The organism is Chryseobacterium sp. WG23, from assembly GCF_024586575.1.
Lineage (GTDB): Bacteria > Bacteroidota > Bacteroidia > Flavobacteriales > Weeksellaceae > Chryseobacterium.
This window is the reverse complement of sequence record NZ_JALCZE010000009.1, coordinates 176500-195855: the sequence shown is the minus strand read 5'-3', so window position 1 is coordinate 195855 and position 19356 is coordinate 176500. Positions and strand designations below refer to the sequence as shown.

16 protein-coding genes are annotated in these 19356 nt (G+C 37.9%); 13 read left to right on the top strand and 3 right to left on the bottom strand.

Annotated elements, in window-relative coordinates; genetic code table 11:
- Window positions 1-234: 234 nt before the first annotated feature.
- The 11 genes from MP477_RS15235 to nhaA all read left to right on the top strand — a co-directional run bounded on the left by MP477_RS15235 (window position 235) and on the right by nhaA (window position 15208).
- Complete coding sequence (locus MP477_RS15235; protein WP_257191065.1) at window positions 235-1614, top strand: porin; 1380 nt, start codon at window positions 235-237, stop codon at window positions 1612-1614.
- A 106-nt stretch (window positions 1615-1720) separates the two neighbouring features.
- A complete protein-coding gene (locus MP477_RS15230; RefSeq protein WP_257191064.1) occupies window positions 1721-3301 on the top strand; it encodes an MFS transporter in 1581 nt (526 codons plus the stop codon).
- A 43-nt stretch (window positions 3302-3344) separates the two neighbouring features.
- Window positions 3345-3572 (top strand): DUF6814 family protein, encoded by a 228-nt coding sequence (locus MP477_RS15225; protein WP_047485203.1) that lies wholly within the window; start codon window positions 3345-3347, stop codon window positions 3570-3572.
- 62 nt (window positions 3573-3634) lie between these two features.
- Window positions 3635-3829 carry a hypothetical protein gene (locus MP477_RS15220; RefSeq protein ID WP_257191063.1) on the top strand — a complete coding sequence of 65 codons (195 nt, stop codon included), beginning with the start codon at window positions 3635-3637 and terminating at the stop codon, window positions 3827-3829.
- Window positions 3822-6521: an ATP-binding protein gene (locus tag MP477_RS15215; RefSeq protein WP_257191127.1), complete on the top strand. Its 2700-nt coding sequence runs from the start codon at window positions 3822-3824 to the stop codon at window positions 6519-6521. Before MP477_RS15220 ends, MP477_RS15215 begins: the two co-directional genes overlap by 8 nt.
- 9 nt (window positions 6522-6530) lie before the next feature.
- Window positions 6531-6893 (top strand): response regulator transcription factor, encoded by a 363-nt coding sequence (locus MP477_RS15210; protein ID WP_257191062.1) that lies wholly within the window; start codon window positions 6531-6533, stop codon window positions 6891-6893.
- 151 nt (window positions 6894-7044) lie between these two features.
- Entirely contained in the window at window positions 7045-8928 is a 1884-nt protein-coding gene (locus MP477_RS15205; RefSeq protein WP_257191061.1) for an AMP-binding protein, read from the top strand.
- A gap of 57 nt (window positions 8929-8985) precedes the next feature.
- Entirely contained in the window at window positions 8986-10893 is a 1908-nt protein-coding gene (gene acs / locus MP477_RS15200) for an acetate--CoA ligase (protein WP_257191060.1), read from the top strand.
- Between the two features lie 447 nt (window positions 10894-11340).
- Entirely contained in the window at window positions 11341-11706 is a 366-nt protein-coding gene (locus tag MP477_RS15195; RefSeq protein ID WP_230034751.1) for a hypothetical protein, read from the top strand.
- A gap of 110 nt (window positions 11707-11816) precedes the next feature.
- The gene (locus MP477_RS15190) at window positions 11817-14027 is read left to right on the top strand and encodes a bifunctional (p)ppGpp synthetase/guanosine-3',5'-bis(diphosphate) 3'-pyrophosphohydrolase (protein ID WP_257191059.1); all 2211 of its coding nucleotides are present in this window, start codon (window positions 11817-11819) and stop codon (window positions 14025-14027) included.
- A 2-nt stretch (window positions 14028-14029) separates the two neighbouring features.
- A complete protein-coding gene (nhaA, locus tag MP477_RS15185) occupies window positions 14030-15208 on the top strand; it encodes a Na+/H+ antiporter NhaA (RefSeq protein ID WP_230034746.1) in 1179 nt (392 codons plus the stop codon).
- On the opposite strand, the gene MP477_RS15180 is transcribed toward nhaA, so the two are convergent.
- Window positions 15205-16218 (bottom strand): YihY/virulence factor BrkB family protein, encoded by a 1014-nt coding sequence (locus MP477_RS15180; RefSeq protein WP_230034744.1) that lies wholly within the window; start codon window positions 16216-16218, stop codon window positions 15205-15207. The genes nhaA and MP477_RS15180 overlap by 4 nt on opposite strands.
- Before the next feature lie 252 nt (window positions 16219-16470).
- Window positions 16471-16920 carry a DUF1569 domain-containing protein gene (locus MP477_RS15175; RefSeq protein WP_257191058.1) on the bottom strand — a complete coding sequence of 150 codons (450 nt, stop codon included), beginning with the start codon at window positions 16918-16920 and terminating at the stop codon, window positions 16471-16473.
- Between the two features lie 119 nt (window positions 16921-17039).
- Here MP477_RS15175 and MP477_RS15170 point away from each other — a divergent pair, with 119 nt between their 5' ends.
- Together MP477_RS15170 and MP477_RS15165 are read left to right on the top strand one after the other, a co-directional pair.
- Complete coding sequence (locus tag MP477_RS15170) at window positions 17040-18026, top strand: GlxA family transcriptional regulator (RefSeq protein WP_257191057.1); 987 nt, start codon at window positions 17040-17042, stop codon at window positions 18024-18026.
- Window positions 18027-18192: 166 nt separating this feature from the next.
- Window positions 18193-18666 (top strand): 23S rRNA (pseudouridine(1915)-N(3))-methyltransferase RlmH, encoded by a 474-nt coding sequence (locus tag MP477_RS15165; RefSeq protein ID WP_047485233.1) that lies wholly within the window; start codon window positions 18193-18195, stop codon window positions 18664-18666.
- Between the two features lie 75 nt (window positions 18667-18741).
- Here the strand turns inward: MP477_RS15165 and MP477_RS15160 are convergent, their stop codons facing one another.
- Window positions 18742-19197 (bottom strand): tRNA (cytidine(34)-2'-O)-methyltransferase, encoded by a 456-nt coding sequence (locus MP477_RS15160; protein WP_257191056.1) that lies wholly within the window; start codon window positions 19195-19197, stop codon window positions 18742-18744.
- Between the last annotated feature and the right edge of the window lie 159 nt (window positions 19198-19356).

Genomic DNA, 19356 nt, shown 5'->3' with positions numbered 1-19356 from the left:
GACTTGAGACCCTAAATTTATTGATTTACAAATTATTACATTTCAATAAACACCTACCCCCCTAACTAATAACCCTTAACCCTTAACCCTTAACTCATAACTCATAACTCATAACCGTCAGCCTTTTACCAAAAAAAACTATATCATTACCACTAATATATATTAAATTTTTATAAATAAATTATTAATTCCAATTTGGCATTCACAAAAAACAACGCCAAAAATTGATAATTTATGAAGAAATTACTTACATTCATTGGAGTAGCCTTAATCAGCAGTTCTTTATACTCGCAAGGTTCTCCTGATTACGGCAGCGGATTAAAAGTCAACCTCAACCCGGACGGAGACAAGTTCATCAGATTTATTTTATGGGACCAGCTCTGGTTAAGAAACACCTCTATGAACCCCGGGAGTATGGTGGGAAGTGAACCCACAGACAATTCCTGGAGCATAGGAAACAGAAGATTACGGGCTTTAACGTATGCTCAGATCTCCAAAAGATATATGATCCTCCTTCATTTCGGAATTAACAATCAGACCTTCATCAACGGAGGTGCAACAGGAACTTCAGGAACAGGAGGTTACGGAAACGGAAAGAAAACCCAGCTGTTTTTCCATGATGCCTGGAATGAATATGCAGTTATTTTACCTGGAGAAGCGGGAAAATTCAGTTTATCTTTAGGGGCAGGGCTCCATTACTATATGGGACTTTCCCGAATGACGATGGCTTCTACCCTTAATTTCCTGACTGTAGACTCCCCTGTTTTTTCATGGCCTCTGATTGACAATTCAGACCAGTTTGCCAGACAGCTTGGAATGTTTGCCAAGGGAAAATATGGAAAACTGGAATATCGCCTCAGCTTAAATAAACCTTTTGCAACAGATCTGACACCAGTGAATGTCACTGATCCTGCGAGAGCTGTAGCGGTAGATAATAATGGAAATCCAAGTTTTTCAAAGGCAGGTTATCTTGAATATCAATTCCTTGATGAAGAGTCCAATACACTACCTTTCAAAGTAGGTTCTTATCTGGGAACAAAGAAAGTTTTCAATGTAGGGGCTGGGTTTTATCATCAGGCAGACGGAACAAGAACTTCCGTTAATTCTAATATTGAGAAACACGATATCACTCTTTTCGCTGTAGATGCTTTTGCAGATATTCCATTGGGAGAAGCCAAAAATAAAATGGCCGTTTCTGCGTATGCCGGATATTACAACTACAATTTCGGACCCAATTATATAAGAAATCTGGGAACAATGAACATTGCCGCCACAGACCCCAATTTTATAGGTAACAAAGCCATTGCAGGACCGGGAAACTTACAGCCTACTATTGGAACAGGTAATATTATCTACGCTCAGGCTGGTTTACTTTTACCCAGCCAGGCTGAGAAACCAAAAATCAGAATACAGCCTTTTGCAGCTTACACACACAAAAGTTTTGAAGCATTTGACAAGTCTTCCTCCCAGTTTGATGTTGGAGCCAACTGGTTTATCGATGGTCATCATGCAAAAATCACCACACAGTATTCAACACGACCGGTCTATACAAGCCCCACGGAAAGTCCTTCTTCAAAAGGTGAGTTCATTGTACAGTTTCAGATTTATCTATAATCCACCGCCAACACAGTACAGCATTAAGGCAATGAAAACAATATAACCTGATAAAAAATTTCACTGAATTATTATCATTTTCTACTAACATCAAAAACTAATCAATATGAGCGAAAAGCACTACGAAAGCTACGAAAATATGACCGACAGGCAGAAAAACCGCACCATATGGAGCGTTATTACCGCCTCATCCCTTGGAACCCTGATAGAATGGTATGACTTTTACATTTTCGGAAGTTTAGCCATCGTTTTAGCAACAAAATTTTTCCCTGCAGATAATCCCACCGCTGCCTTTTTATCTACATTGGCAACATTTGCTGCCGGATTTGTGGTAAGGCCTTTCGGTGCTTTATTCTTCGGAAGACTGGGAGATCTTATCGGAAGAAAATATACCTTCCTGGTAACTTTACTGATTATGGGGTTTTCCACTTTCCTTATCGGATGTATCCCAAGTTATGAAACCATTGGATTTATGGCTCCGGTTTTAGTTTTAATCTTAAGACTACTACAGGGTTTAGCGCTTGGAGGTGAATATGGAGGTGCAGCAACGTATGTCGCAGAATATGCACAGCCTCATCGAAGAGGTTACTGGACTTCATGGATCCAAACTACAGCTACTGCCGGACTTTTCATTTCTTTAATTGTTATTTTGATCACAAGAAAAACTCTTTCTCCTGAAGATTTCGACACTTGGGGATGGAGGGTTCCTTTCTGGATTTCTATTCTCATGGTTGGGGTTTCTTATATCATCAGAAAAAATATGAAAGAATCTCCGCTTTTTGCCAAGGCCAAGAGCGAGGGAAAAACGTCCAAAAATCCTTTAAAAGAAAGTTTTGGCAATAAGTTTAACTTCAAATTTGTTCTGCTTGCCTTATTTGGAGCTGCAATGGGACAAGGGGTCATCTGGTACACCGGGCAGTTCTATGCTATGAGCTTTTTACAAAAGGTAATGAATGTGGAATCTTCCCAGGTAGATTTACTGATGGCAACAGCCTTGCTTTTAGGAACTCCTTTCTTTGTATTTTTCGGTTGGCTCTCTGATAAAATAGGCCGAAAAGCAGTCATGATGACCGGAATGCTTGTCGCTATTTTAGCATACAGACCAATATACGACAGCATGTTTAAAAGCGTAAATCTTGAAAATAAAACAGTAGCGGCTAATGGAATTACAGAAAAAAGAACGGCCAAAATCCATAATGATATTGCTACAGACAGCTTGGTTACCATTCATAAAGAGACCCTTTTTACAGACGGAACTTTGGTTAAAAAAGACAGTATTGTTCACTGGTCGCCAAACGGTCCGGTTATGAAAGACGGAAAAGCTGAGGAAGCAAAAGTTTCTCAAACCGTAAAATTAAGTGATGACACGAAATGGTACCTGGTCTTCCTTGTGTTTATTCAGGTGATATTTGTAACCATGGTTTATGGGCCTATTGCCGCATTCCTTGTGGAAATGTTCCCTGTAAGAATCCGCTATACTTCCATGTCTCTGCCGTATCATATTGGAAATGGGGTATTTGGAGGCCTTCTTCCGGCAGTTGCCACGTATCTGGTGACTACAGGAAAAGAAGCAGGGCATGCAACATGGTATCTTGAAGGACTGTGGTATCCCATCGGAGTGGCAGCAGTCTGTCTGTTCATCGGATTAATTTATCTTAAAAATAAGAACAATAATCTTCACGATTAGGCATGGAATCACTCAAATTTTTATTAATTTTAAAACTATTAAAATGAACGGACTAAAAAAAATATTAGGCATTCTCTGGATCGCAATTGCTGTGATCGTAGGATATTTCGGAACCACGGTAATGGGAATTCCCAAAATCACTTCCGGAAAACAGGAAGACCTGGTTTTCGGCATCATCATTTTGTTTGTACTGATGCCCATTGTCTCGGGTGGAATGGCCGTTTTCGGTTATTATGCGTTAACGGGAGAATATTCGGACGACAAAATTTAAAAAATAATATGGATAATTGATGGATGCAGCATTCATCAATTATCTTTTATCAATCATCATTTATGAAAAAAAGACACGAACAGAAACTTATTATCTTAAGCATCGGGCTGATGATTGCTTTCAGCATTCCCATTTCATTGATTTTCAACAGTGAGAAAAGTGTTTTGGGCTACCCTATGATTCTGATCTACCTGTTTACGGTCTGGATGATTTCCATCGTGATATCTTTTGTAATCGTAAAAAAGTATGATGAGTAGTTTCGCTTTATTTTTTGTAGTCTTGTTTTATCTGGCCCTTTTGTTCTTAGTTGCCTATCTGGCAGAGAAGAAGAAAAGCAAGATCTGGATCAACAATCCTTACATTTATGCTTTGTCTCTTGCTGTATACTGTACGGCATGGACTTACTATGGAAGTATTGGTGTAGCAGCTACAAGCGGATTAAACTATTTACCGATCTACATCGGTCCCATCATGATTATTCCTGCGTGGATTTATATCAATACACGAATTGTAAGGATTTCAAGAGTCAATAAAATCAGCAGTCTTGCAGATTTTATTTCATTGCGATATGGAAACAGCAGAAGCTTCAGTGCTATTATTACAATAGTGTGCCTTCTTGGTATTGTTCCTTATATCGGACTGCAGATTAAAGCGATTTCCGAGACCTTCCATTTGGTTACAGAAACACCGATGTCAAAAGACATCCTTACGGACAACGCTACTTTTGTGGTTGTTTTAATTGCTTTATTTGCCTCATATTACGGAACAAGATACGTAGATGCCTCAGAAAAAAGGCTGGGAATTATTTCAGCCATTGCCCTGGAAAGTTTTTTAAAATTATTCTTCATTATCATTCTTGGATTTTTTGTCATTTATTATGTATTTGATGGTTTTTCAGATATCTATCAGAAGGCAAGCCAGTTTAAAGATTTTAAAGAAAAAAATACATTCAACGGAACTGAGGGCGCTATGAACTGGATGCTTCTGTGCATGATTTCCGCTACAGCCATCTGTATTTTGCCCAGACAATTCCATACTGCTATTGTAGAGAACAGACAGGAAAAACACATTAAAACGGCTATTTGGTTTTTCCCTCTTTACCTGTTGATTTTCACTGTATTTATCTTCCCAATCGCCTGGGGCGGAAGGTTGATTTTTGATGGACAGAAAGTAAATCCGGAGTTCTACTCTATTTTAATTCCACAACATTTTGACAACACATTGATTACGGTCTTGGTTTTCCTTGGCGGGTTAAGCTCCTGCATTTCAATGATCATTATCTCAGCCATTACTTTATCCATCATGTTATCCAATAACCTGATCATTCCTTATGGCTTGCTTGGAAAGTTCAAATCCGAAAGTGAAGAGCAGAATACAAGAAATATTACCAACATCAGGAAATTCAGCATTTTCGCACTGATTATCATGGCTTTTGCCTTCTATAAATATTTTATACTGAAGACCTCTCTTGATTCTGTAGGCTTAATTTCATTTGTAGTGATCGGCCAGCTGGCACCTTCATTTTTTGGTGCTCTATTCTGGAGAAGAGGGAGCTATAAAGGTGCTGTCATTGGGCTTATCGCCGGATTGGCAATCTGTTATTTCGGATTGATTATTCCTCAATATTATTTTTCGTACAACCAGGAGTTCAAAGGTGTATTGAGAGATATGTATGATGCTTTCGGTTTTTTCACCATCCCTTATTTAGGAAGAATTCCACAGATTTTTTTCTGGTCAATTTTGGTAAATACAGGCTTATTCACCATTATTTCAGTGAGCACCAAAGGGAATTACAGAGAAAGAAACTTTGCGGAACTGTATGTAGATATCGACAAATATATTCAAAATCACGAAAACGCTTTTATATGGCGGGGAACAGCCTATATTTCCGACATTCAGAATATCCTCGAAAGGTTTTTAGGTAAAAGTAAAACAGAGCAGGCTCTAAGGATTTTCAACCTGAAATACAATATCGATTCTAATACAGAAACGGCAGACTCAAGGTTTATTAAATTCTCGGAAAATCTTTTAGCAGGAAGAATAGGCACTGCGTCAGCAAAAATTTTGATTGAAGGTGTAACCAAAGAAGATAAAATATCTCTAAAAGAGGTATTGAATATTCTGGAGGAATCCCAGGAAAACATCAGCTTAAATAAAAAATTGACAGAGCAGTCTGAGGAACTCCAGAAACTTTCTGATGATCTGCGTACCGCCAACGAAAGCCTGATTGTCAAAGACCGCCAGAAAGACGATTTTCTGGATTCTGTTGCCCATGAACTGAGAACTCCGATTACAGCTATCCGTTCCGCCGGAGAGATTTTAGCGGATGACGACGATATCCCTTTTGATATCAAACAGGAGTTTTTAAATAATATCATCACAGAATCTGACAGATTAAGTGAAATCATCAACGATATTCTTTATCTTGATAAGCTACAACATGGAGAAATCCTGCTAAGTATTCAGGAAAATAACATCATCGAGACTTATAAAAAAGCATTGAACCCTCTCCTCCATCTGATACAGCAGAAAAATATTCATTTAAGTGAAGTAAATCTTCTGAATCAGTTTATATTTGAATATGATGAAGCAAGGATGATCCAGCTTTTTCAGAATATTTGGGGAAATGCATTGAAATTCACTGATGAACAAGGTACTATACAAACCAAACTTTTTGAAAAGGAAGACCAGTTAATCATTTCTATTTTCAACACAGGAAAACATATTCCTGAGGAAGACCTGGAAATGATCTTTGACAAGTTTTATCAATCCAAAAACCAGAATATTTTAAAGCCTACGGGAAGCGGACTTGGGCTCGCTATTTCTAAAAAAATTGTACAGGCTCACGGCGGAAGTATCAAAGCTGAAAACAGCGGACTTGGTGTCACTTTCACCATCAGCATTCCCGAGATAATAAAAGAGATTAAAAATGAAGTTGAACATTCTTAAAAAGCACCTATGAAAAAGATAATCATTGCAGATGACGAACACAAAATATTAATGTCGCTGGAATACAGCTTTAAGAAAAACGGATATGACGTCTATATTGCACGCGACGGAACAGAAGTTCTGGAATTTTTAAAGACAATGATTCCCGATGTGATTCTTCTCGATATCATGATGCCGAACCTTGATGGATACAGCACGCTGGATCTCATCAAACAGGATGACAAAATGAAAGACACAAAAGTCATCTTTCTCAGCGCCAAAAATAACCCGAGAGACATTGAAAAAGGTCTTGAAATGGGAGCTGACGCCTATGTAACGAAACCTTATTCGATTAAGAAACTGATGCAGCAGATTGAGGAAATGTTTGGATAGAGGTGAGATGCCGGATTTCAGATAAGAGATAAGAGACATGAGATGAAAAGAAGGGACTGTTTCACCTTTAGATCACACTAAAACGACTACTTACGCTTGTCAAGGTTTAAAACCTTGACAAGCGTATTAAACCAAACACACGACTATTCTTATGAAAACAGATACGTTATTTAAACAAAGCATAGAAGATAAAGAAAGCTTCTGGAAAGACCAGGCCGCAGAAATACAATGGTTTGAGTTCCCGCAAAAGATCCTTTCAAAAGATAGTAACGGCTATCCTCAATGGTTTTCTGACGGAAAACTCAATATGTGTTATTTATGCATTGACAGGCATATTGAAGATGGTTTTGGGGATCAGGATGCCATTGTTTATGATTCACCCGTAACAGGTGTAAAGAAAACCTATACTTTCAACCAGGCCAAGGAAGAAATTTCAAAGCTTGCAGGAGGATTATCTTCTTTAGGATTAAAAAAAAGAGACACTGCAGTAATCTACATGCCCATGATTCCACAAACTCTTTTTGCCATGCTGGCTTGTGCAAGAATTGGGGTCATTCATAATGTGGTTTTCGGGGGTTTTGCCCCTCATGAATTGGTGGTAAGAATTGACGACTGCAAACCTAAAGTGCTAATCACCGCAACAGCAGGCATAGAAATCGCTAAAAGAATCCCTTATCTTCCTCTGGTAGAAAAAGCAATTGAACTGGCACAGGATAAAGTGGAACATATTATCGTTTACAATAGAAAACTAGTGGATAATCAGCATGAAATGTTTGACGGATTGACTGATTATGAAGAGCTTGTACAGAAGTCAGCACCGGCTGATTGTATTTCAGTGGAATCTACCCACCCTCTTTACCTTCTTTATACATCCGGAACTACGGGAAAACCTAAAGGGATCGTCCGTGATACCGGGGGCTATGCTACAGCCCTACAATTCTCTATGAAATATGTGTATGGAGTTGAACCGGGAGAAACCTACTGGGCAGCCTCGGATTTCGGATGGGCCGTTGGGCATAGTTTCTCTGTGTATGGGCCGCTAATCAATAGAAATACGACTATTATTTTTGAAGGAAAACCCATCATGACACCTGATGCAGGAACTTTCTGGAGGATTATTTCAGAATATAAGGTTTCCGCTATGTTTACGGCTCCTACCGCTATCAGAGCTATCAAGAAAGAAGACCCCAATGGGGAATTAGTCAAAAAATATGATCTTTCCCATTTTAAAAAACAGTTTTTAGCAGGTGAGCGCTGTGACGTAGCAACACTGGACTGGTTTGCAGAGCATATAGGAGTTCCGGCCATTGATCATTGGTGGCAAACAGAATCAGGATGGCCTATGCTGGGATTACTGACCTCAGATCAGTACACCATCAAAAGAGCTTCTGCAGGAAAACCTATTCCGGGATATGATATTAAAATTTTTGATGAAAACGGATTGGAACTTGGCCCACATCATGAAGGCTACCTTGTAATCAAGCTTCCCCTTCCTCCGGGTGCTTTACTCGGAATATGGAAAGATCATGAACGCTTTGAGGACAGTTATTTATCCCAATACAGCGGTTATTATTTTTCGGGAGACGGCGCTATCCAGGATGAAGACGGTTACATTTTTATTACCGGAAGAGTGGATGATGTAATCAATGTTGCCGGACACAGGCTTTCTACTTCGGAAATGGAAGAAATTGTTTCCTCCCATCCCGATGTAGCAGAATGTGCCGTCGTGGGCATTGACGATGATTTAAAGGGTCAGATTCCTTTTGCAACAGTGGTTTTAAAAAACGGAACAGCGGTATCAGAAGAAGAAATAGAAAAAGAAATCATCCGAATGGTTCGTGAAAAGATTGGTGCGGTTGCCTTTTTAAAGAACGCTATGGTGGTCAAGCGATTACCCAAAACACGATCTGGAAAGATTTTAAGAAAGCTTATCAGAACATTGCTTGACGGGAAAGATTTTCAGATTCCATCTACCATTGACGATGAGAAAATTATTGAAGAAATTCAGGAAAAAATTGAGGCTTATAAAGCTTAAACGATAATTTAAACATAAATTTAAAGTATAATAAAATTTCAAAAAAACGAAAGGGATATGAGAAATTACTTAATAGAAGATTTACCACAATATTTTGAAGATTATAAAAAGTCTATCAAAAATCCTAAAAAATTCTGGGACAAGGTAGCTGATCAAAACTTCGTGTGGTATCAGCGATGGAGCAAGGTTGTTAAGTACGATATGAATGAAGCTAAGATCACATGGTTCAAAAATGCCAAACTCAATATCACTAAAAACTGCATAGACAGACATCTTGCCGTAAGAGGAGACAAAACAGCTATAATCTGGGAACCTAATGATCCTAAAGAAGAAGCACAGCATATATCTTATAATGAACTCTACACCAAAGTCAATAAAACAGCCAATGTTTTACGGGATATGGGAATTGAAAAAGGAGACAGAGTCTGTATTTACCTTCCTATGATTCCTGAATTAGCGGTTACCATGCTGGCCTGCGCCAAATTAGGAGCTGTTCATTCTGTTATTTTCGCTGGATTCTCTGCTTCTGCTGTGGCCTCAAGGGTGAATGACTGTGGCGCTAAAATGGTTATTACTTCGGATGGAAGCTACAGAGGGAATAAAGTTTTGGATTTAAAAAGCATTGTAGATGAAGCATTGGAAAAAACTCCAACTGTAGAGAATGTACTGGTAGTAAAGAGAACCCATAACGAGATTAAAATGAAGGACGGCAGAGATCATTGGCTGGCCGACCTGTACGAAAAAGCATCTCCTGATTTCGTGACTGTCATTATGGATTCCGAAGATCCTCTTTTCATTCTTTATACTTCCGGATCTACAGGAAAGCCAAAAGGAATGCTTCATACCTGCGCCGGTTATATGGTATACACCGCCTATACTTTTAAAAATGTATTCAACTATAAAGAAAATGATATTTACTGGTGTACAGCAGATATTGGATGGATCACAGGACATTCTTATATTCTTTACGGACCGCTGTTAAACGGAGCCACTACCGTTATCTTTGAAGGAGTTCCCACCTACCCTGAACCGGACCGTTTCTGGGAAGTGATTGAAAAACATAAGATCACCCAGTTCTATACCGCCCCTACAGCTATCCGTTCTTTAGCCAAAGAAAGTGCAGAATGGGTAGACAAGCATGATTTAAGCTCTTTAAAAGTAATAGGCTCTGTAGGTGAACCTATTAATGATGAAGCATGGCACTGGTTTAATGATCATGTTGGAAAGAAAAAATGTCCGATTGTGGATACCTGGTGGCAAACTGAAACAGGAGGAATTATGATTTCGCCTCTTCCATTTGTAACTCCTACAAAACCTACGTATGCTACTCTTCCTTTACCTGGAATACAGCCGGTTTTAATGGACGACAAGCGCAACGAAATTACAGGAAATCAGGTGACAGGAAACCTCTGCATACGCTTTCCATGGCCGGGAATCGCAAGAACAATCTGGGGAGACCACCAAAGGTATAAAGAAACTTATTTTACAGCTTTCCCCGGAAAATATTTTACCGGAGATGGTGCTTTGAGAGATGAGGTGGGATATTACAGAATTACAGGCCGTGTGGATGATGTGATCATTGTTTCCGGCCATAATTTGGGAACAGCACCGATTGAAGACAGTATCAACCAGCATCCTGCCGTTGCAGAATCAGCAATAGTAGGGTATCCGCATGATATCAAAGGAAATGCACTTTATGGGTATGTAACCCTTAAAGAAACAGGAGAAGGCCGTGATAAGGAAAACCTTAAGAAAGAAATCAACCAATTGATTTCAGATCAGATTGGGCCTATTGCCAAGCTCGATAAGATACAATTCGTTTCAGGACTTCCTAAAACCCGTTCCGGAAAAATTATGCGTAGAATACTGAGAAAAATTGCAGAAGGTGACTTCAGCAATTTCGGAGACATCAGTACTTTACTGAACCCGGAGATTGTAGAGGAAATTAAGAATGAAAGAATTTAATTACTTTCAGAACATAAATAGAGAGACCGTTTCAACCATCGAACCGGTCTCTTTTTATATTGCTTACCTTAAACTTTTCAGGTTATTTATATTTTATTTCTAAACGCAGAGAAACGCTAAGAGTTTTACAAAAAAATTACTGTAAAAAAGATCGCAAAGCCATGACATTTAGCTAAGAATGCATCACATTGCTGAACGAAGTGCCTTTGCGATCGAAAATAAAAAACATACCAAGGGGTGAACTTGGCGAGCCTTGCGTTTTTTTTAATTACCCTGAGCTATTTCATTATTTCAATCACAATATTAAACACGCGTTCAATAGATATCCTCAAATATTTTAACAATGTTTTATAGATAAAATAATAATAGATAAATTTTATTGATTTTTATTCAAATAAATCGGAAAATTATTACTAACTTTAATAACAACTTTAAAACCCATTAATTATGTCAAATATATTAGCTGGGCTATTTGAGCACAACAGCGATTACAAAAAACTGGAAAATGATCTGGAAAACTCAGGATTCGAAAATTCGGATTATATCATATACCTTAACAATGAAAATAATCACGCACAATATCTGGCAAGTGTGGCGGTGAAAGATAGCAGCCAGACAGACAGCGCCCGGAATATTTTCGACCAGCACATTGTCTTAAAGACGTATTTGTTTGAAAATATGAGCATCGATCAGGCCCATTACGATACTATAAAAAAATATATAGATGCAAGAAACAGGGCTGAAATTCATAACAGTCCTGACATTAAGTTCAAAATGTCAAGTGACGGTATGAATTCTGAAGTGAAGTTCTAATCAACATAAAACCTAGTAACCGGGAATCCGTAGAAATATTCTACGGATTTTTTATGCTTGAAAAACGTAAAATTTTTCGTATTTTCGTCTAAATATAGGTATTTACACAAATGAGTTACGACTTAGAACAAGAGAATAAAGAAATCCTTGCGAGATATAAAGATCTGATTTCTAACACCTACAGGACTTTGGATGAGGAAAACAACAAACTCATTCGAAAAGCCTTCGACATTGCATTGGATGCCCATAAAGATCAAAGGAGAAAATCCGGAGAACCTTATATCTACCACCCTATTGCCGTTGCTAAAATTGTAGCGACTGAAATAGGCCTGGGAGCTACCTCCATTGCCTGTGCTCTTCTTCATGACGTTATTGAAGATTCCGATTATACCTATGAAGATCTGAAGAAAATCTTTGGAGAAAAAATCGCAGGTATCGTGAATGGATTGACCAAAATATCCATCATGAACCATCAGAACATCTCTGTACAGTCTGAAAATTACAGAAAACTTTTACTGACACTGTCTGAAGATTTCAGGGTAATTCTGATTAAAATTGCGGACCGTCTTCACAATATGCGGACCCTGGAAAGCATGGCTCCGGATAAGCAGAAAAAAATAGCTTCAGAAACAGTTTATATTTATGCTCCAATGGCCCACCGTTTAGGTTTATATAACATTAAATCTGAGCTGGAAGATCTTTCATTAAAGTACAACAATCCGGAGGTATATAACGAAATTACAGAAAAGCTGGAACTGGCTAAGGAAAACCGTGAAAGATATATTGAAGAATTCAAGACCGAGGTTTCAGAAAGACTCAAGGAAGAAGGTCTAAATTTCACTATCAAAGGCCGTGCGAAAGCAATCTCCTCTATTTACAGGAAAATGCTGAAGCAGGGGGTTTCTTTTGAAGAGGTTTTTGATAACTATGCGATCAGAATTATTTATAAATCTGATGCCAAAAACGAAAAATTCCTGGCCTGGAAGATTTATTCTATCGTTACCGATGTATACCACAGTAATCCGTCAAGAATGCGGGACTGGATTACACAACCGCGTTCCACGGGCTACGAAAGTTTACATTTGACTGTTCTGGGGCCTGATAAAAAATGGATCGAAGTGCAGATCCGTTCAGAAAGGATGGATGAAATTGCTGAAAAAGGAGTTGCTGCCCACTACAAATACAAAGAGGGCTATAAACAAAGCTCCGATGACAGGAATTTTGAAAAATGGGTAACGGAGATCCGCGATGTGCTGGAACAGCAGCAGAACCTTTCTACTTCTGAACTTTTGGATAATATTAAGCTTAATTTATATTCTAAAGAGGTATTTGTATTTACGCCAAAAGGAGAAATCAAGATTCTTCCGACTAATGCGACCGCTTTGGATTTTGCTTTTTCCGTTCACTCGGATTTAGGGATGAAATGCCTGGGAGCTAAGATTAATGGGAAACTGGTTCCGATTTCTTACACCCTTCAAAACGGTGATCAGGTAGATATCCTTTCTTCACAAAATCAGAAACCAAAATCTGACTGGCTGGAATTTGTAGTGACTTCCAAGGCCAAATCCAAGATTAAAAGTTACCTGAATTCCCAGAAAAACCAGCTGGTAGAAGATGGAAAAGAAATTTTACAAAGAAAACTGCGCCATGCGAAGATCAACTTTAATGATGAAGAAATCAATAAACTTCAAAAATTCTTTAATTTAAAATCATCACAGGAGCTCTTCCTTAAATTCCAAAGTAATGAACTGGATGTAAGCAGCTTAAGAAAATATATTGAAAGTAAAAATGTATTCAATAATTTACTTTCAAGATTCAGAAAATCTCCGACAAAAAATCTACATTTCGAAGAGCCGAAAGAGCAAAATCTGGACATGATTGTTTTTGGTAAGGATGAAGAAAAACTGAACTACAGCTACGCAAAATGCTGTACAGTAATTCCCGGTGACAAAATTTTCGGATTTATTACCATTTCTGACGGAATCAAAGTGCACAGTGACAACTGTCCAAATGCCATCAACCTGAGAGCCCAATACGATTACCGTGTGATCCCTGCCAAATGGGTGAATGCAGAAAGCTTCAAAGACAGAGTGAAGATCGAAATTGAAGGGCTAGACAGGATGGGAATGATTAATGATATTACTGCTGTCATCAGTGGAAGTATGGGAATGGATATGAAAAGCATGTCTATTGAATCGAACAACGGAGTTTTTACAGGAAATATCAACCTTGAAGTAAAAAACAAGGGTCAGCTGGAAGAAACTTTCAAAAAACTTAAAAATATTAACGGCGTTTCCATTGTAAGACGCCTTCAATCATAAATATGAATTTATCTCTTTATTTTAAAAAATTTTTCAACAACAGCCAAGCTTCAGGAATTATTCTTATTTTCTGTGTGCTTATTTCATTATTAATTGCTAACTCATCAACTGCAGAAGCTTTTCAGCACTTTTTAGACAAGGAAGTGGGAACTCACCTATTTGGACTGGAATATCCTGTCAGCATCTGGATCAATGATGGTCTGATGGCTGTATTTTTTCTTTTGGTAGGTCTTGAAATAAAAAGAGAGCTTGTAGAAGGCGAGCTATCCTCTTTTAAGAATGCTTCACTGCCTATTTTTGCTGCGGTAGGCGGGATGCTGGTTCCGGCAGCTATTTACAGTCTGTTCAATTCAGGAACGGAATATGGCAGCGGCTGGGGTATTCCTATGGCTACAGACATTGCGTTCTCACTGGCTATTATTTCAATGTTGGGAAAGAGAATTCCCAATTCAATTAAGATATTTCTTGCGGCATTAGCTATTGTAGATGATCTTGGAGCCATCCTTGTCATCGCCATCTTTTATACAGAGCAAATCCATTGGAGCTATCTTCTGTTATCACTGGGAGTAACGGCTCTCCTTTTCCTGCTAAACTTTTTAAAAGTTACCCGCATTATATTTTATATTATTCCGGGATTATTTTTATGGTATTTTCTCCATCATTCGGGTATCCATGCAACGATAGCGGGAGTTTTACTTGCATTTTCAATTCCTACGAATGCTTCCAATGTAGATATTTCACCTCTGGAAAAGCTTGAGCACCAGCTCCATGTCCCTGTAAGTTTTCTGATCATGCCTATTTTTGCATTAACCAATACCAATATTACTTTCTCCAGCGAAATGGTTGCCGGCATTACAAGTACTCTGGGACTGGGAATTATCTGTGGGCTGATCTTAGGAAAGCTGATTGGAATAAACTTATTTTCCTTCATTGCGATCAAAATGAAATTGAGTTCCTTACCTCAGAACAGCAACTGGACTCAAATGATTGGTGTAGGTTTACTGGCCGGAATCGGATTTACCATGTCTATTTTTATAGCATTGCTGTCCTTTAAAAACGAAATTCCGATCCAGGATGAAGCTAAATTTGCTATTCTGATCGCTTCATTCTTAGCTGCAGTGTTAGGATATACCATATTAAGCATGAGCTCTAAAGAACATCCGGAACTGGAAGAAAATTAATCTTTCTTCCGGTTTTCCATTTTCCATTGGTGTTCCTTATTATTCTCAAAATCAGGTTCTGTAATCTGGCTGTGATAATGAGTGGTCTCTTTTTGAATTTCATCAGACAACAGCTTCTCTATTCTAAGCTTTCTGATAGCCATATTCAGTTCGTTTCCGAACAGGAGAAGATAGACATTCACATTCACCCAAACCATCAGCAGGATCATACTTCCAATGGAACCGTAAAGCACATTGTAACGGGCTATATCTTTGACGTAAATAGCAAAAATATAAGTCGTAAGGACAAATAATATCGTTGTGAGAACCGCTCCGGGAACCGCCTGTCTGAAACGGGTAATTTTCACTGTGCCCAGCCAGTAAAATAAGGTGAGTAGAATAAAATAAAACAGAGGGAAGGACACAAATCCAATAATACTGGAAAGGTTATCCACCAGCCACGTAACATCATAGGCAGGTGTGAAAAGTTTCATCACCACTTCCACATAATAAACTCCAAACAGAGCCAGAAATACGATGGTAATAAAGCCAATGGTGATAAAAAATGAAAGAATAAATTCTTTAACATCACTGAGCTTTTCATCCGTATTTTCATTAAATCCGTTGATAAGGGAAAATGTACCGTTGGTAGCAAAAACCAACGCCAATACAATGGTAAGATTACTGATACCCTTCATATTGGGAATAATGTTGGTTTCTATATATCCCCTGACATCCCCTTCCATATTGGAAGGAAAAACATTATGCATCAATACTTCAAAAATATAAAACTGAAGCTTATCATAATGCGGCATATAGGGTAAAACCGAAAGCAAAAACAGAAGAAACGGAAATAAACTGATGGTAAAGCTCCAGGAAATAGCAGCTGCTTTTCTGCCTATTTTACCTTTAAAAATTCCTGAGATGTAAATCTGAAACATCTGCCACAGCGATATTCCCAAAACAGGAATATGAATGTCATCAAAAAACTCTTGAACTTTCAGGATAAATTTGGGAACCTTTATACTCATCTATGTTATAATTTGGTAATTAAGAAAGCAATAAAAAACTGAAACACTCATTTTAATAAGTATCTCATAAATTTCATCCATCTCTCATTACAAATATAAACATTTTCTGCCTCCTGCTTCCAACACTGAATTGTATAGAACTGAGGTTGATAAACAAGAAGTATTAAAATCATAAAATATTCATCGTTATTGATGCAATACTTTTTAACCCAAGCAAAAAGGATTTGAAATAATACAAATCACGTTTTAGCCTCAGGCGTTAAACTGTCTTAAATGATGATCCATGTGCTTGTACACAAAAATACCGATATCCTCTGTTTTCATTTTGCCAAAAAAATCATGGATAAATTCCGGATTTGAAAAGTTTTCATAAGCAGCCATCTGCTCAAGCCATATCTTTTTCTGATGCTGTATATCTCCACTTTGTTCTTTAACTGTAAAAATACCGGCAGGCGAATTCTTTTTCATTGGCTTATCATCTTTTACCATCCCTTTTAAAACCATTTTTCCAAACAGCTTTCCCAAAAACTCCTGTTTGTAAGAATACGCTCCGTTTCCCAATACCCAGTCATTCCAGCAGGTACAGTGTTTCATCATCTGATACAGGTTCATCTTACCCCATTGGGCCGTATTTTGGGAATTCAGTGTATTGATTCTTTCCATCAGCTCTTCCCTTTCCGGTTTGTTAAATATAGTTTTCATAATATATCTTTTTGTAAAATTACAACACCTCTTAAAGACTGTCCCTACGTTAAAATGACATTCTGTAGTGTATTTTGTGCCAAAATTTGCTTATTTTTAAGATATCTATTCATCCTATCATGAAACATATTTCAATCATAGTGTATGATCATATCATGTCTACTGCCGTATCCACTACAGCAGCATTATTGTCCAGTGCAAACGAAGCTGCGGTAGAAAGAGGTATGCCTGCTCCTTTTCTTATAGAATTAATTGGAGTTCATCAGAAAACAGTACAATCCAATCTTCCCATACAATTTCAGTGTTCAAAAACAATATCAGATGATTTTGATACTGATGTCATTATTATTCCGCCAACAAGTATGGACCTTCAGCAAATAGATGTATTGCTTGCGCAAAACCATTCACTGATCGGTTGGATAGAAAAAAAATATCAGGAAAAAGCCGAGATTATCAGCTTATGTACCGGTGCTTACTTTTTGGCTGAATGCGGTTTGCTCAATGGCATGCCGGCTACTTCACATTGGGGAGCTATGGAAGATTTACAAAAGAGGTATCCACAGATAGATTTTAAACCCGATCATGTAGTTACTCACTCCAAAGCAATTATTACCGGGGGCGGGGGCTTTTCCTCATTAAATGCCATGTTATATTTCATCGAAAAAAATTGCAGCAAAGAAATTGCTATAGAACTCAGTAAGTATTATGCTTTGGATTACGGACGGACCTCTCAAAGCATTTTTACCATTTTTTCGGGGCAGCGTCTTCATAATGATCATGAAATTCATCAGGCACAAACCTATATCGAAAAAAAATTCAAAACAGATATTTCTGTTGAGCATATTGCCCACCAGGTAAATATGAGCAAACGGAACTTTATCCGAAGGTTTAAAACCGCTACTACATTGAATCCTATAGAATACATTCAACGGATAAAAGTAGAGGCAGCAAAAAAGGCATTGGAGTCCGGCGAAGGTAATATTGCTGATGTCACCTACAGTATCGGTTATAATGATTTGAAAACATTCAGAACCCTGTTTAAAAAAGTTACAGGATTAACCCCCGCAGATTACAGGAACAGATATAAAAGCCGTGTTATGGATTGATGTGGAATGAGAGTAAAGACAGGAGACCTTGAGATTGGAGACTGAAGATATGGGACTGGAGGTGTGAAAGTAATGGGTTGTTAGCAGGAGTTTACAGCGTAAGAGATAGCATCAGAATCCCGGATAAATTAAAAAGGCATATCTTTGCGGCCTCAAACTTCTTATAATGCGAATCAGTTTACTTTGTATCGGCAAGACGGACGATAAAGAAATTACTTCCCTGATCAATTACTATCTCAATCGCCTGCCCAAGCATTGGAATTTTGAAATTACAGAAATCCCGGATGTTAAAAATGCAAAAAACTTATCTGCAGATCTTCTAAAAAAAGAAGAGGCTAAGTTGTTCTTCAACCATATAGACAAAAACGACCTTGTTGTCATCCTTGATGAAAAAGGAAAACAGTTTACCAGCCGTGAATTTTCTCAGAAAATTGATAACTGGATGAATTCCTCTGTGAAAAAAGTACATATCCTGATTGGTGGTGCTTACGGTTTTTCAGAAGAAATGTACAGCAGGGCCAATGAAAAAATGTCATTATCTAAAATGACATTTACCCATCAGATGATCCGGTTATTTATTGTTGAACAGCTTTACAGGGCTGATCAGATCCTGCAGGGAAAACCCTATCACAATGACTAAAATGGTCTATTGTAGAAACATTTTTTAGTTTTTTCAGTAAACAACAGCTTTATTATAACTTTTACAAGAAATATATTATGCTTTTGAGTTAATCTGCCTTTTGGCCTCACCTACTACAAAGGCAACAGAATTGGCAATATTAAAACTCCTGATTAATTTTGACATAGGAATCGTTAAATGATTCTCAAAACGGTCCAGAACTTCTTTACTTAGGCCTTTGCTTTCCTTTCCGAAAACCAGCCAGTCGCCATCCTGAAAATCAGTTTCCAGATAGGATTTTTCGGCATGTGAGCTCATCAGGAAGACCCGTGAAAGATCCGGAATATTTTTTATCCATTCTTCTACATCTGCATATTCGGAAACATCAAGATGCATCCAATAATCCAATCCTGAACGTTTCAGGTTTTTATCATTAATCACAAATCCAAAAGGATGAACCAAATGTAATTTACTTTCCGTTCCTACACATAATCTTCCTATGTTACCCGTATTATTGGGTATTTCGGGTTCTACTAAAACAATATTTAACATTTATTTTTCTTTATCTACTTCATTCACTTTTCAGAAGTACACTTTATTATTGATGAATTTTATTTTAACCACAAATCGAAGATTATCTCCTTTCAGTCGATGAATGTTATTTCGACGTAGTCAAAAATCACAACGTTTCTTGAACACTTAATAAAGCTG